14 protein-coding genes and 1 tRNA gene are annotated in these 13,771 nt (G+C 67.3%); 7 read left to right on the forward strand and 8 right to left on the reverse strand.

Features of this window, described 5'->3' with window-relative positions; all coding sequences use genetic code 11:
• Nucleotides 1–8: 8 nt before the first annotated feature.
• Together wzm and QSJ19_RS16985 are read right to left on the reverse strand one after the other, a co-directional pair.
• A complete protein-coding gene (gene wzm, locus QSJ19_RS16980) occupies nt 9–872 on the reverse strand; it encodes a galactan export ABC transporter permease subunit Wzm/RfbD (protein ID WP_286322065.1) in 864 nt (287 codons plus the stop codon).
• A gap of 25 nt (nt 873–897) precedes the next feature.
• Nucleotides 898–1,437 carry a bacterial proteasome activator family protein gene (locus tag QSJ19_RS16985; protein WP_286322066.1) on the reverse strand — a complete coding sequence of 180 codons (540 nt, stop codon included), beginning with the start codon at nt 1,435–1,437 and terminating at the stop codon, nt 898–900.
• Between the two features lie 82 nt (nt 1,438–1,519).
• On the opposite strand from QSJ19_RS16985, the gene QSJ19_RS16990 reads away from it, so the two are divergent.
• Both QSJ19_RS16990 and QSJ19_RS16995 read left to right on the forward strand, forming a co-directional pair.
• A complete protein-coding gene (locus QSJ19_RS16990; RefSeq protein WP_286322067.1) occupies nt 1,520–2,716 on the forward strand; it encodes a cysteine desulfurase-like protein in 1,197 nt (398 codons plus the stop codon).
• 109 nt (nt 2,717–2,825) lie between these two features.
• Nucleotides 2,826–3,299 carry a MarR family winged helix-turn-helix transcriptional regulator gene (locus QSJ19_RS16995; RefSeq protein WP_286322069.1) on the forward strand — a complete coding sequence of 158 codons (474 nt, stop codon included), beginning with the start codon at nt 2,826–2,828 and terminating at the stop codon, nt 3,297–3,299.
• Nucleotides 3,300–3,321: 22 nt separating this feature from the next.
• Here QSJ19_RS16995 and QSJ19_RS17000 read toward each other — a convergent pair whose 3' ends face one another.
• On the reverse strand, nt 3,322–4,287 hold the full coding sequence (locus QSJ19_RS17000) for an NAD(P)H-quinone oxidoreductase (protein WP_286322071.1): 966 nt from the start codon (nt 4,285–4,287) through the stop codon (nt 3,322–3,324).
• Between the two features lie 44 nt (nt 4,288–4,331).
• Here QSJ19_RS17000 and QSJ19_RS17005 point away from each other — a divergent pair.
• Both QSJ19_RS17005 and QSJ19_RS17010 read left to right on the forward strand, forming a co-directional pair.
• Nucleotides 4,332–4,416: transfer RNA gene (locus QSJ19_RS17005), tRNA-Ser, on the forward strand.
• A 158-nt stretch (nt 4,417–4,574) separates the two neighbouring features.
• Entirely contained in the window at nt 4,575–5,807 is a 1,233-nt protein-coding gene (locus QSJ19_RS17010) for a multidrug effflux MFS transporter (RefSeq protein WP_286322072.1), read from the forward strand.
• Nucleotides 5,808–5,846: 39 nt separating this feature from the next.
• Here QSJ19_RS17010 and QSJ19_RS17015 read toward each other — a convergent pair whose 3' ends face one another.
• The 3 genes from QSJ19_RS17015 to QSJ19_RS17025 form a co-directional block, all read right to left on the reverse strand.
• Nucleotides 5,847–6,494 (reverse strand): DUF5701 family protein, encoded by a 648-nt coding sequence (locus QSJ19_RS17015; protein ID WP_286322073.1) that lies wholly within the window; start codon nt 6,492–6,494, stop codon nt 5,847–5,849.
• Nucleotides 6,495–6,532: 38 nt separating this feature from the next.
• Nucleotides 6,533–7,648, reverse strand: coding sequence for an alpha/beta hydrolase (locus QSJ19_RS17020; protein ID WP_286322075.1), 1,116 nt, complete (start codon nt 7,646–7,648; stop codon nt 6,533–6,535).
• Between the two features lie 85 nt (nt 7,649–7,733).
• A complete protein-coding gene (locus tag QSJ19_RS17025; protein ID WP_286322078.1) occupies nt 7,734–8,549 on the reverse strand; it encodes a class I SAM-dependent methyltransferase in 816 nt (271 codons plus the stop codon).
• 193 nt (nt 8,550–8,742) lie between these two features.
• On the opposite strand from QSJ19_RS17025, the gene QSJ19_RS17030 reads away from it, so the two are divergent.
• The gene (locus QSJ19_RS17030) at nt 8,743–9,417 is read left to right on the forward strand and encodes a winged helix-turn-helix transcriptional regulator (protein WP_286322080.1); all 675 of its coding nucleotides are present in this window, start codon (nt 8,743–8,745) and stop codon (nt 9,415–9,417) included.
• A gap of 322 nt (nt 9,418–9,739) precedes the next feature.
• Here QSJ19_RS17030 and QSJ19_RS17035 read toward each other — a convergent pair whose 3' ends face one another.
• Nucleotides 9,740–10,804 carry a magnesium transporter CorA family protein gene (locus tag QSJ19_RS17035; protein WP_286322082.1) on the reverse strand — a complete coding sequence of 355 codons (1,065 nt, stop codon included), beginning with the start codon at nt 10,802–10,804 and terminating at the stop codon, nt 9,740–9,742.
• Nucleotides 10,805–10,847: 43 nt separating this feature from the next.
• Here QSJ19_RS17035 and QSJ19_RS17040 point away from each other — a divergent pair, with 43 nt between their 5' ends.
• Nucleotides 10,848–11,990 carry an acyltransferase family protein gene (locus QSJ19_RS17040; RefSeq protein ID WP_286322084.1) on the forward strand — a complete coding sequence of 381 codons (1,143 nt, stop codon included), beginning with the start codon at nt 10,848–10,850 and terminating at the stop codon, nt 11,988–11,990.
• Between the two features lie 50 nt (nt 11,991–12,040).
• Nucleotides 12,041–13,279, forward strand: coding sequence for a hypothetical protein (locus tag QSJ19_RS17045; protein WP_286322086.1), 1,239 nt, complete (start codon nt 12,041–12,043; stop codon nt 13,277–13,279).
• A gap of 27 nt (nt 13,280–13,306) precedes the next feature.
• On the opposite strand, the gene QSJ19_RS17050 is transcribed toward QSJ19_RS17045, so the two are convergent.
• Nucleotides 13,307–13,765, reverse strand: coding sequence for an acyl-CoA thioesterase (locus QSJ19_RS17050; protein ID WP_286322088.1), 459 nt, complete (start codon nt 13,763–13,765; stop codon nt 13,307–13,309).
• Between the last annotated feature and the right edge of the window lie 6 nt (nt 13,766–13,771).

Consider the following 13,771-nt stretch of genomic DNA (forward strand, 5'->3'; position numbering starts at 1 on the left):
CGCCGTCCCTACACCCAGTACGCCACGCGGGCACGGTAGTTGCGCATCACGATCAGCGCCATGACCCACCCGAGAGCGGTACAGCCGATCACGATCGCCCAGTGATAGAACGCCACCGACTGTCCGAGCAGCGGCCCGCGGGCGATGTCGAGGTAGTGATACATCGGATTGAGCTCGACAAGCCTCAGCCGCGACGACTCCTGACCGCCGGATGTCTTGCCCAGACTCTGTGTGGTCCAGATGATCGGCGTCATGAAGAACACCAGCTGCACGACGGTGGTCAGCAGCTGACCGATGTCGCGGAAGCGGGTCGACAGGATGCCGAACACGATCGCCACCCACACCGAGTTGAGCACATACAGCCCGATCGCCGGGATCACCAGGAACACCGACCAGTGCAGCGGCGGCGGGAAGATCACGAACAGCAGCACGATGATGACGACGTTGTGCGCAAAGATGATCAGCTGCCGCCACACGACGCGGTAGACGTGCACGCTCACCGGGGCCGGGATCTGTTTGATCAGGCCCTCGTTCTTGGCGAACACCTCGGCGCCTTCGAGGATCGAGCTCTGGATGAAATTCCAGAAGATGAAGCCGAGCGCCACGTACGGCAGGAACACCTTGATGTCCATGCCGAAGAGCTCGCCGTAGAGGAGTCCCATGGCGACGGCGGTCACGCCGGTCGCGACCGTGATCCACAGCGGACCGAGCACCGAACGTCGGTAGCGTTGCTTGATGTCCTGCCATCCGAGGTGCAGCCACAACTCGGACGTCCGCAGCCCGACGTCGAGATCTCTCAACGCGCGCCGCAGCGTGCGTGAGTCCGACGACGCTGGTGCGGGGGGTACCTCGCCGCTGACTACCGATGACACGGGGACTCAGCATACAAGCGGGGCGTCACAGGTATTGCCCGGTGCTGGGTCCGTGGGGTCCGCCGCCGGTCATGACGCCGGGTGGGAGCTGTCCCTGACGCATCTGTTCGAGCTGTGCGCGTGCGGCCATCTGCTGGGCGAACAGCGCGGTCTGGATGCCGTGGAACAGGCCTTCCAGCCAGCCGACGAGCTGCGCCTGCGCGATACGCAGTTCGGCGTCCGAGGGCGTCGTGTCGTCGGTGAACGGCAGCACCAGACGCTCGAGTTCCTCACGCAGCTCCGGCGCGAGGCCGTCCTCCAGTTCACGGATCGACGACTGATGGATCTCGCGGAGACGGTTGCGGCTCGCCTCGTCGAGCGGCGCGGCACGCACCTCCTCGAGGAGCTGCTTGATCATCGTGCCGATGCGCATGACCTTCGCGGGCTGCTCGACCATGTCGGCGACGCTGTTGGCCTCCTCGTCGTCGACACCTGCTGCCTGACCTCCGACGACGACCACGTTGTCGGGCTCCTCGCCGGAGGCGTTGGTCCGTGGGTCGTTGCCGGGGAACGGTCCAGAAGTCATGGACCCATTGTGCCGAAGGCATGTGCGCCGTGCTCGAGGCATGTGCACATGAGCCCGATACCCCCTGTCTATCGTGTGATCTATGGCCTTCGACGTCGCACACGTGCGTGGATTGTTTCCCTCGCTCGGCGACGGCTGGATTCACCTCGATCCGCAGGTGGGGATGCAGATCCCGGACTCGGTGGCTTCCGCGGTCTCCACCGGTTTCCGTCAATTGGCGGCCACGCCGGGCGGCGTCTACCCGGCGGCGCGTGCCGCCGCCGACACCGTTGATCGGGCACGACGTGCCGTCGCCGACCTCCTCGCGACCGACCCGTCGACGGTGGTGCTCGGGCCGTCGCGGTCCGCATTGGTCACCGGACTCGCCGAGTCGCTGCCGGTGACGACCTGGCTGGGCGGCAACGTGGTGCTGAGCCGGCAGGACGACGAACCGAACATCGTGCCGTGGCTGCGTGCTGCCGAGAACCACGGCGCCACCACGCGCTGGGCCGAGGTCGATGTCGAGACCGGCGCCCTGCCCACCTGGCAGTACCGCGATCTCATCGACGAGCGGACCGCCGTCGTCGCGGTGACCCTTGCGTCGTCGACGATCGGTGCGATCACCGATGTGTCGGCGATCGCAGCACTGGCGAAGGAGGCGGGCGCCCTGCTCGTCGTCGACGCCAGCAGCGCCGCTCCCTATCTCTCGCTCGACATCGGCCGGCTCGGCGCCGACGTCGTCCTCGTCTCGGCCGAACGCTGGGGAGGTCCGCGGGTGTCGGCGATGGCGTTCCGGAGTGTGACAGCGATGGACCGGCTGCGTTCGGTGTCGATGGACCCGCGGGCGCAGGGACCTGCGCGTTTCGAGCCGGAACCGCATCAGGGCGCGTTGCTCGCGGGCCTGGTGGCCTCCGTCGAGCACCTCGCATCGCTCGACGACGACGCGATCGGCAAACGCCGGCCACGGCTGGTGACCGCGCTCGACGGCGTCTATGAGTACCTGCAGCGGCTCACCTTCTATCTGACGACGACCCTGCAGCATCTGAATCAGGTGAATCTGGTGGGCACGGTCGAGGACCGGGTGCCGGCAGTCAGCTTCACCTTCGACGGCATCAGTGCGGACAAGGTCGTCCGACGGCTCGCCGACAACGGCATCTGCGCCATCGCCGACGCTCCCAGCCGCGCGCTGTCACGGATGGGTGCGGGCGATTTCGGCGGCGCCGTCACGCTCGGACTCGGTCCGTACTCGACGCCCTATGAGGTGGATCACCTTGTGAGGGCCCTCGGTTCACTCGGTTGAACGATTACCGGGCCGATTGGCTGAGAAGCACCTGAGGAGGCTCGCAATCCGCCATCGTGGCCGCTAGGTTTACGACAATGAAGGTTGTCGTATCGATCGCGGAGAGTTGATGTGCGCAACAGCCGGAGGAGCCGACCGGCCGCTCGACCCCACCGAACGGGAGATCTGGCGGACCGTCGTTCGCGGTGGGTGGGGTCTGTTCGCCGAGATCAACGCCGCGATGTCGGAGCACGGGATGTCGCAGGTGGACCTGCGGATTCTGGAGGCACTCGCCGACGAGCGTGAGCGGGGGATCAGTGAGCTCGCCGCGACCGTGCACATGACGGTCAGCACGGTGTCGCGGCAGATCACCCGTCTGATCGACGAGGGGTCGGTCGGACGGGTGGAACGCGGAACCGACGGCCGGCATCGCTTCGTGCGGATCACCGCGCACGGACGGCGGGTGCTTGACCGGCACATGGCGGTCCGCGACACGGTCATCCGTCAGCTGGTCATCGATCAGCTGAGTCCCGACGAGTATCAGACATTCGGAGAGATCTTCCGGAAGATCGACGCCGGTCTGTCGGAGCGTCGACCCGATTGACGACGACCTGCGGGGCCCGGCGTCAGTCGATGGTCAGCAGGACCTTGCCGATCGCGTCGCCGCTGTCGAGGCGGGCGTGCGCGGCCTCGGCGTCGGCGAGGGGGAACGTCGAGTCGACGATGGGTGCCACCCGACCGGTGTCGATCAGCGGCCACGTGATCCGGCGTGTTGTCGCGACGACGTCGGCTTTCGAACCGGCACCCGTGACCGGCCGGGACCGCAAGGTCGTGCCGAGCACAGAAGCCCTCTTCGTCATCAGTGCGCCGATCGACAGCTCGGCCTTCACCCCGCCCTGCATACCGATGATCACGAGTCGTCCACCGGTGTTGAGCGCCTTGACGTTTCGTTCGAGGTACTTCGCGCCCATGATGTCGAGGACGACGTCGGCGCCCCCGCTGCCGCGGATCACGTCGACGAAGTCGTCGGTGGTGTAGTCGATGAGGATGTCGGCGCCGAGATCGCGGCAGAAGTCGAGCTTGGCCCGCGTGCGGGCAGTGACGGCGACGCGGACGTCGAGCGCATGGGCCACCTGTATCGCATGGGTGCCGATGCCGCTCGACCCGCCGTGGATCAACAGCAGCTCGCCGCCCTGCAGGTGCGCGGCGTCGAACAGGTTCGACGCCACCGTGCACGCGACCTCCGGCAAGGCGGCCGCGGACACCAGATCGACGGTCGGCGGCTTCGGCAGCAGCTGGACCGCGGGCACCGCGACCTTCTCGGCGTAACCGCCGCCGGTCAGCAGCGCGCACACCTCGTCGCCGACGGACCAGCCCGTCACGCGATGGCCGAGCGCGGAGATGCGCCCGGACACCTCGAGCCCGAGAGTGTCCACGGCACCCGGCGGGGGCGGGTAGTTGCCCTGTCGTTGCAGGAGGTCGGCCCGATTCACCCCGGCGGCGGCGACGTCGATGACGACCTCGCCCGGACCCGGTTCGGGATCGGGGATGGTGACGACGGACAGCTGGTCGGTTCCGGCTATGGCGCGCACCCTGCCGATGCTAGTCACAGTTTCTGCAGTAGCCTCATCGGCAGGGAAGCGTGGCAGAGCGGCCGAATGCACTCGCCTTGAAAGCGAGCGTGGGTAAAACCACCGGGGGTTCAAATCCCTCCGCTTCCGCAGTTGCGGTGGGCGTCGTGTCCGACATGCCTGTCTCCTTGCCCACCGCCCCGCGCCAGACACCTCGATTGTGAAACATCACCCGGTTTCGTCTGGAGGTGATGTTGAACATTCGGGGTGGATCGGGCCGCGGGAGGGTCCGAGGCTATCGTCACCCGGTGACGTCGTCGAGCTCCTCCCGCGAAGGCCGCGAAGGTCTCGGGCCGCTGCTGTTGTTCGCGCTCGCGATGCTGTCGGCGACCGCTCCCATCGCCACCGACCTCTACCTGCCGTCGTTCATCGAGGTGAAGGAGTCGCTGCACACCGACGCCACGCACGTGCAGTTGACGCTGACCGCATTCCTGGTGGGTGTGGCTGTCGGACAGGTGCTCTGGGGCCCGGTGTCCGATCGTTACGGTCGACGGAACCCGCTGTTGATCGGTTCGGCGGTCGCGGTGCTCGCCGGGGTCGTCGTCGTGGCGTCGCCGAACATCGAGGTCCTCATCGCGTCCCGTTTCGCGCAGGCAGTCGCGGCCGCGGCGGGGATGGTGATCGCCCGCGCGATCATCGCCGATCTCCTCCTGGGTTTCGCGGGTGCGCGGTCGATGACGTTGATGATGACCATCCAGAGCCTCGCCCCGGTGATCGCGCCGGTCATCGGCGGTGTCCTCGCCGGCCACGTGTCGTGGCGCGGGGTGCTCGCGGTCATCCTGGGCGCAACCGTGATCCAGCTGATCATGGCGTTCACGGCGGTGCCGGAGACGTTGCCGCGCGACGACCGGTCGCCGCGTCTGGGATTTCGCGACCTGCTCGGGCGTTTCGGCCGACCGGCGTTCCTCGCCTACGTGTTCACGCAGGCGTTCGCATTCGGGGCGCTGATATCCTACATCTCGAGTTCGTCGTTCGTCTACCAGCGGGTGCTGGGGACGTCGTCGATGGTGTACGGGCTGTGCTTCGCGGTCAACGCGCTGGGCATGACGGCGGCCGGCCTCGTCGCGGCCCGGCTGTCCCGCAGACGAATTCACCCCGCGCACACGATCCGCGTGGCGTTGCCGGTGCTGGTGGTCGCGTCGGTGTGCGTGCTCGCCGCAACACTGTCGGCGATGCCCGTCCTACTGGTGATCCCGCTGTTCGTCGCGGTGACGTCCGTCGGATTCGTGATGGGCAACAGCGCGGCGCTCGCGATGGAACACACGCGCGACGCGGCCGGGGCGGGCAGCGCGGTGCTCGGAGGACTGATGTTCCTCGTCGGTGGCCTGGTCTCCCCGCTGGGCGGTCTCGCCGGCGACGACACCGCCGTCCCGATGGCGTGTGTGATGGTCGGCCCCGCAGTGCTCGCGTTGGCCTGCTTCGTCGTCGCCCGCCACTACGCGTCCCGTCACCCCGACGGCGAGGCCGCGTTCACGGCCTGAGGTGCATCACGGCACTCCGTCGGTGGCGGTGACCGCGGGTCACTCCGCCGACAGCGCGCACCTGCCGGCCGCGGATGCGAACCCGAGCCACGTGTGCCGGTTGCCCGCCCAGCACCAGCCGACCTTGGGTGCGTTCTTGCGTTCGCGACCGTCGCGGCCGGTGCCGCCGGAGATCCAGATCGCCAGGGTCCGTGCGTCGAGTGTGCCGTTCGGTCTGGTGAGCCGTGAGCCGATGGTCATGAAGCACCTGTTCGGCTCGAGCCGGTCGGGCTGCTGCAGCAGCCACGCGATGCCCTCCCCGATGGTCAGCGGCGTCCGTCCGGCGCCGGTGATGACGGGCAACGCCTCGTCGGGACTCCAGTTCAGCATCTCCTCGCCACGGTCGATACCGTCGATGGTGTAGAACGGGCCGTCCGGGATGTCGACGCCCGCGATGGGCGCGAAGTCGTCGAGGTCGGTCATGTCGACGACGACGAATCCGGATGTGCCGGAGCGAGAGAGCAACGGCGCCAACGCCGATGGTGTGATCAGCTGCGGGCTCGGCACCAGGAGGGCGCCCTCGGTGGCGCCCTCGGCGGCGGCGAGCAGGTCGGTGTCCGGGATGCCGGCGATCCGGCCGGCTCCGAGGTCGATCAGCCGTCGTGCCTGGGTCGTGAGGTCGGGAAGGGTGGCGATCGGCGCGCTCATCACACGAATTGTACCCGTGGATTGAAAATCAGTGTGGCTCAGCGTAATCCGAGCGATCGCATGAGCACTGGCCATGCCACGGTGAGTTCGTCTTTCCAGTAACCCCACTTGTGGGTGCCGGTCGTGTGCAGGTTCGCGGTGTACGGGATGCCCAGCGAGGAGAGTCGCGCGGTCATCTGGCGTGTGCAGAACGACGACCCCAGCTCGCCGACGATGCCGCGGAACGTCTCGTCGACGGGGTCGCCGAGGAGGTTGTTGTACTTGCCCGGCAGCCCGTTGCCCGTCGACAGATAGATGGTCTTGCCGCGCAGCTTTTCGGCCAGCAGGTACGGGTCGTGATCGGCCCACGCCGGATCGCCCACCGGACCCCACATGTTGGCGGCATCACCGCCGCCGCGGCTCACATCCCAACTGGTGAGCAGCTGGTTCTGCAGGCTGGAGATGTTGGCGCAGTTGCTGAATCCGGCGACACCGCGGTAGAGCGACGGATGCCGCACCGCGAGCGTCAGCGCCGCGACACCGCCCATCGACGCGCCGGCGATCGCGTTGCGCCCGTTGCCGCCGAACTCGCCGTCGATCAGCGGCGGGAGTTCGCGCGTCAGGAACGTCTCGTACATGTACTTCCGGCCGACGCCCGGATCGACGGCCCGCCAGTCGGTGTAGTAGCTGTGCGGATCGCCCACGGGGGTGACGACGGTGAGCTTGTCGCCGGCGGCCGACTTCGCCAGATCGGTCATGGCGTACCAACCGGATTCCTCGGTGTGCGCCTCCGCGCCGTCGAGCATGTAGAGCGTCGGTCGAGAAGACCCTCCCGACGAGGCGGGCCGCTGGACGTCGACGGTGACCGGGCGTGCCATCGCCGGCGACCACACCTTCAGCCGCTCGCGACCGTTGAACGGTGTCGACGACATGACGTACGCTCGGGACGGATCCGAGGCGGTCGATGTATCGCCCGTGGTCGACGACTCGGCTGTCGGGGACGTGTCGTCGTTTCGAGCGGAATCGAGGGATGTCGAACCATCGTCGGGGGTGGCCTGCGCGGAGGGTGCGACCGGTGACCCGATCAGCAGCAACAGGGCTGCCAATGCGGACACCGCGCCGACCACCCGCTTCCGCCCCATCACCGGCATCGACCTCCAGTTCACATTCGACACATCTGTCACATTCGTAACACAGTGAGTATGTCGGACATGTCCGGTGCGGCGCCAATCCCGAGACCGTTCCGGAACGCGGTGGTGATCAGCCCGCGACTGTGGCTGTCACCAGCAGGTACTCCCATCCCATCCGGCCGTCGGTCAGATGGCGGTCGGCCAGGGCGGCCATCTCGGCGTCGAGCGCGGCCACCTTGTCCGCGTCGTCGGCGATCGTGCGGAAGGTGGCGATGGTCGGTCCGTAGGTCGCCTTGAAGAAGTCGCGGAAGGCGGCACCGTCGTCGAAGCGGGTGATCGGCAGTATCTCCGTGGTCGCGGTGAGATCGCGGACGCGGTTGCCGAACAGCGTGCGCACGTGGTCGGGGTCGCCCCACCGGACTCCGGGTTGCGCTCCGGGCGGAGGTGGCGGCGCATACGGCTTCATGACGGCGAACAGCTCGCCGATGAAGCCGGTCGGCGTCCAGTTGATCAACCCGATTCGCCCACCCGGGCGGCTTATGCGTACGAGTTCGTCGGCGCAGCTCTGATGATGCGGCGCGAACATCACGCCCACGCACGAAGTTGCGACGTCGAAGGCGTCCGGGGCGAACGGAAGGTCCTCGGCATCAGCTGTGCGCCAGATGATCCCGGAGTCCGGGGCGCGCCCCTCGCCGACCTCGAGGAGTTCCGGTGTGAGGTCGGTGGCGACGACGTGCGCGCCGGTGGCCGCGGCGGGGATCGCCACGTTGCCCGCGCCGGCGGCGATGTCGAGGACGCGGTCGCCTGCGGTGATGCCCACGGCCTCGACCAGGCGCGGCCCGAGCGGCGCGATGACGTCGGCGACGGCGGGGTAGTCACCCGAGGCCCACAGGGCACGATGCTTGGATTTGATTGCGGCGTCGGTGGAGATGTCGTCGATCGACATGGTCGTGCTCCTTCATGTGTTCGGATGACGTCGAGAGAAGCAGCGTCATCGGTTCTGACGCAGGTCAGCATCTCTCCGCACGACGACGGCCTGCCAGATCAGGATCTGAACCACCCCCGGTTCAGAATCTGTACTGGTCAACCACCTCCGGCGGGTATGTACTGGGATGGCGGTCGACAGAAGTGGGTGCACGATGACCTCCTATGGACAGTTCTGCCCGGTGGCCAAGGCGATGGAACTGCTCGACGAACGGTGGACGATCCTCGTCGTCCGCGAACTCCTCTTGGGCAGTAGACATTTCAACGAGCTCAGACGCGGTGTCCCGAAGATGTCGCCGGCATTGCTGACCAAACGGCTACGCGGACTCGAACGCGCCGGAGTGATCCGTCGGACCGAGGTGGGTGGTCGATCGGTCTACACGCTGACCGAGAAGGGTGAGGAGCTCACGGAGGTGGTGACGGCGCTGAGTGCATGGGGTACGCGATGGATCGGTGAACTCGGCGACGCCGACCTCGACCCGCACCTGCTCATGTGGGACATGCACCGCGCCGTCCCCATCGACCGCTGGCCACGACGACGGACCATGGTGGAGTTCACCTTTCGCGATGTCATGGGCAAGGCCGGCTCCTGGTGGCTGGTGGTCAGCGACGGACAGGCGGAGGTCTGCGACTTCCACCCCGGGTACGAGGTCGACGCCACCGTCGTCACCGATCTGCGTACGCTCACCGAACTGTGGCGCGGCGACGTCGACTGGCCGACCTGTCTGGGCGACGACCGGATCACCGTCCTCGCGCCCACCGACATTCGACGAGAGGTGCCCGGCTGGATCGGGCAGAGCAACGCGGCGGCGATACCGCGACCCGCCTGACGCGCACCGATCGAGCGCGCCGGACGTTCGCACCGGACGCTCGCCGATCCACCTCGCCGCCTCACCTCGCCGATCGTGCCCAGAAATTCGCCGATCGTGCCCAGAAATTCGCCGATCGTGCCCAGAAATTCGCCGATCGTGCCCAGCCCGGGCCCTCGAACGGACGGACTGCGCGGCAAGCCGACGGTCGGTGGCGAGTCAGGACACGATCGACGAGTTTCTGGGCACGATCGGCGAAAAACTGGACCCGCTCGGCGAAAAACAGGGCACAGTCGGCGGATTCGGAGTCGGGGTCGGAGTCGGGGTCGGGCTCGTGGCGCAGTCAGAGCCAGTCGCGGCGTCGGAAGCTGACGTAGAGGCCGATGACGACGACGATGATGAGGATCGAGCTCGTGACGAACCCGAGGGTCCGCGTGTAGCCGGGGAACGGCACGTTCTGACCGTAGAACCCGGTGATCGCGGTCGGGACGGCGATGATCGCGGCCCACGCGGTGAGTTTCTTCATCACGGTGTTGAGGCGGGCGTCGGCGAGCGAAAGGTTGGTCTCGAACACGGTGGTGATCATGTCGCGCAACGATTCCGTCCACTCCGCGGCCCGGATGGCGTGGTCGTAGAGATCGGAGAAGTGCGGATCGAGTTCCGGCGGCGCGTCGTTGTCGAGTCGTCGGCGTTGGATGGTGCCGATCACCTCCCGCATCGGCAGGACCACCCGGCGCAACACGACGATGTCCTTGCGGAGGTCGTAGGTCTGACGTTGCAGCGCACTGCCGGCCACCTTCTCGTCGAACAGCGTCCCTTCGAGATCCTCGATCGAGTCATCGAGACACTGCACGGCGTCGAAATGTCCGTCGACGACGACGTCGAGCAGGCCGTGCAACAGCGCCCCGATCCCGTATTGTTCGCCGCCGATCTCGTTCCACCTCTCGACGACCTGCTCGATGTCGAAGCCGGCCGACAGTCGCACGGTGATGAAGGCGTTCTTCTTGATGAACACCGAGATCCGATGCAGATCAAACGCTTTGGCCTGCTGGGCGGGTACGGCATGTCCGCTCGACGGCACGGTGTCGGCCGCGGGCTTCTCGGCCGCAACGGGATCGTCGCCGACCTGATCGGAGTCCTTCAGCACGACGGCATAGACCATCAGGAACATGTGGTGGGCGTAGGGGATCGCCTTCACACGTTCGGCCGACGCCGTGGTGTCCTCGACCGCGAACGGATCGAGGTCGAGTTCGTCGGCGAGGCGGGCCATCGTCTCGTGAGTGGGACATTCGAGATCGGCCCAGATGAGGAGGTCGTCGTCGGCGAGGCAGTCCGAGATCTTGTTCAGGTCGAACCCGTCGACCGTCTTTCCGTTGCGCCAGATCTGACCCCGGATGCGTTCGGACATGCCCACATCCTGCCATCCGGCCCGCCGATGGCAGGATCGCAGCATGGCCGCCCGGATTCCCGCACTCACCGGAATCCGGACCATCGCGGCACTCTCGGTGTGCCTGACCCACGCGGCGTTCTGGACCGGTCACTACACCGACGACTACGTCGGGCGGTTGCTCAGCCGGTTCGAGGTCGGTGTCGCGATCTTCTTCGTGCTGTCGGGCTATCTGCTGTTCGCGCCGTGGGTGAACGCCCTCGCCGACGGGCGGTCGTCTCCGTCGGTGGGCCGTTACTTCTGGCACCGGGCGCGACGCATCCTGCCCGCCTACTGGCTGACGGTGATCGCGGTGTACGCCCTGTTCTTGGTGTACGACCCACCGGACGCGTCCCCGACGGGAACCGGCCTTGCGGGATTCCTGCGGAACATGACGCTGACCCAGGTGTACGGCGTCGGGCATTTGCATTCCGGCCTGACCCAGATGTGGAGCCTGGCCGCCGAGGTCGTGTTCTACCTGCTGCTTCCGGTGATCGCCTGGGTGCTGGTGGTGGCGGTCTGCCGACGACGTTGGCGCCCCGACCTGCTCATCGTCGGATTGCTGGCCCTGATGCTCGTGTCGCCGATCTGGTCGGCGGTGGTGGCCGGCAGCAACGGCATCGACGCCACCGCGCGCCTCGGGGCACCGGCGTTCCTCGGCTGGTTCGTCGCCGGGATGCTGTTGGCCGTGTGCACGCACCTCGTCCGGCGCTGGAATCCGACGATCTCGGTGGGCATCGCCGTGGCAGCGTTCCTCCTCTCGGGCACCGCGATCGCGGGGGAACCGACCATCACCCCGACGACGGCGTCGGCGACCATCGTCAAACATGTGCTGTACATCGTCGTCGCCGTCGGGCTCATCGGTCCGCTCACGGTGCGTCCCCCGGGCATCCTCGACGACGGTGATCGACCCGACTGGTGGTCGAGGGTGTGCGGCAGCCGACCCATCGTCTGGCTCGGTGAGATCTCCTACGAGTTCTTCCTCGTCCACGTCCTGGTGCTCGAGATCCTGATGGACATCCTCGGCTACGGCGTGTTCTCCGGTTCGATGCCGGTGGCGTTCATCGCCACGACCGTCGTGAGCGTTCCGGTCGCGTGGGGCCTCCATCGCCTCACCCGCCCGTTGTGGCGGGCTCGCACCCCGGGAGCGGTCGCTACGCGCAGGTAGCATCGGGGTATACGTCTGCCGCGCCCGGTAGGGGAATCGAGGGTCACCACATGGTCGAGAACCGGCGTCCAGGTCTGCGGGCCGCGACCACGAGCGACGAACTCCGCTCATGGTGCGATCAGTCGCGTGTGCCGGGTGACCGCCCCGAGCTCTCCGACACCGCGGCGATCCTCGTCGCCTCCGGATTCCTGACACCGGCCGGCCGGGCGATCGTCGTCCGAAGGATCTCGACCGGACTGCCGATGCCGGTCCTGCCGGGCGGATTCGGCGACCTGCGACGCCTCGCCCGCGCTATCGGCCAGACCGAGCACCAGCTGTCGAACCCGATGATGCCGAGCGTCGTCGGCGCGGTGATGCGCAACCGCTTGAACGGTATGCATCGTCGTCGTGAGGACGCCCGCAAGGTGCTCGTCACCGCCAAGGGCGTGTTCGCCGGCGGGACCCGCGCTATCCGCCGGGAACGGCGCGAGAACGTCTACCTCGAGATCGACGAGCGGGAGCGACTCTTCGCCGGCCTGATGTGCACGCCCACCCCGAACGTGAACACGACGGGATATGTGCGCCGCGCCGGTACCGCCGCGATCGACCGGCTTGCCGGCGTCGTCGGACAGGTCGCCAACAAGTCCGGGTACCCGCAGGCCGGCGAGTGGGCGAGTCAGATCCTGGTCCCGGATCGTGCCGAGTCGCCGGCGGCGCCCGTCGGCACCCCGGGGTCGGCCGCCTTCGTCGACGGCTACGAGACGCTGCTGTACGTCGCGGGACACTTCTACGACCGCATCGTGCGTAACCCGGCGTGGCTGTCCGACCACTTCGAGATCCAGCGCACGCAGGTCAACCTGCATGCCGAGCTCGCGGAGATCGCCGCCGACGTGATCGCCCTGCGCGCGGTCCGCATCGACCTCGACCGGGCCAAGCGCAACGGCGGATTCGATCGATCGTTCGCCGAGCACATCGACCGTCGGGAGACGACGCTGCGGCCCGTGTGGACCGAACTCCTCGACCGGGTGCAGGCGCTCGGTGAGGTCGCGTCCGTCGTCGAGTCCGCCGCCGTCGAACTGCGGGTCCTCGCCGAATACGACAGGGCCCACACCATCGACGACCGGATCGACGAACTCATCGCCCGCTCGGGCGACCGCGAGATCTCCGTCGACAACGCCAAACGACTCAGCGAGCAGGTGCGCAGCGGCGAGGAGCAGCTGAGGATCTATCGGGATGTGTTGCAGGGCAATATCGCTCGAATCTCTCCGGCCCTACCTCGGGAGTTGCCGGCACGGTACGAACCGTCCTGAGCGTCCAGGCTCAGCGCGACCCGGAGCTCAGCGCGACCACGAGCTCAGATACTCCTTCTCGGTCGGGCTCAGCCGCCGCAACGTGCGGGCCTCGATGTCGACGACCGCCATCTGCGTGCTCGCCACACATGCGGCCTTGGTCGAGGTGTCCTCACCGGCCGGGCGGATCTCGTAGCCGATGGTGAAGTCGACCGAACGGAAACCCTTGATCCACATGCCGACCTGCAGCGGTGAGTCCTCGTGCCGCAGTTGCCGCTGATACCGGATGTCGACGTGGACGATCATCGCGCTCGTGATGAGTGGATAGAACGACTCATCCGCTGTATCACCCGGCCCGCTCGCCTCGCTCCCGGCGCCGGCGAGCAGCCACTGGATCCGCGCCTCCTCCATGACCGTCACCATGCGCGCGTGGTTGATGTGGCCGAAAGCATCCATGTCCGACCAACGCACCGGGACGTCGGCGGCGAAGGCGAAAGAGTTGTTCATGCAAGC

The organism is Gordonia sp. ABSL11-1, from assembly GCF_030315685.1.
Classification (GTDB): domain Bacteria; phylum Actinomycetota; class Actinomycetes; order Mycobacteriales; family Mycobacteriaceae; genus Gordonia.

Bases quoted from the DNA above. Each gene is read 5' to 3' on its own strand.
- QSJ19_RS17015 (WP_286322073.1), bottom strand. From the start codon at position 6,494: ATGAGCGCGCCGATCGCCACCCTTCCCGACCTCACGACCCAGGCACGA.
- QSJ19_RS17025 (WP_286322078.1), bottom strand. From the start codon at position 8,549: ATGTCGATCGACGACATCTCCACCGACGCCGCAATCAAATCCAAGCAT.
- QSJ19_RS16985 (WP_286322066.1), bottom strand. From the start codon at position 1,437: ATGACTTCTGGACCGTTCCCCGGCAACGACCCACGGACCAACGCCTCC.
- QSJ19_RS17040 (WP_286322084.1), top strand. From the start codon at position 10,848: ATGGCCGCCCGGATTCCCGCACTCACCGGAATCCGGACCATCGCGGCA.
- QSJ19_RS17045 (WP_286322086.1), top strand. From the start codon at position 12,041: ATGGTCGAGAACCGGCGTCCAGGTCTGCGGGCCGCGACCACGAGCGAC.
- QSJ19_RS16995 (WP_286322069.1), top strand. From the start codon at position 2,826: ATGTGCGCAACAGCCGGAGGAGCCGACCGGCCGCTCGACCCCACCGAA.
- QSJ19_RS17035 (WP_286322082.1), bottom strand. From the start codon at position 10,804: ATGTCCGAACGCATCCGGGGTCAGATCTGGCGCAACGGAAAGACGGTC.
- QSJ19_RS17050 (WP_286322088.1), bottom strand. From the start codon at position 13,765: ATGAACAACTCTTTCGCCTTCGCCGCCGACGTCCCGGTGCGTTGGTCG.
- QSJ19_RS17030 (WP_286322080.1), top strand. From the start codon at position 8,743: ATGACCTCCTATGGACAGTTCTGCCCGGTGGCCAAGGCGATGGAACTG.
- QSJ19_RS16990 (WP_286322067.1), top strand. From the start codon at position 1,520: ATGGCCTTCGACGTCGCACACGTGCGTGGATTGTTTCCCTCGCTCGGC.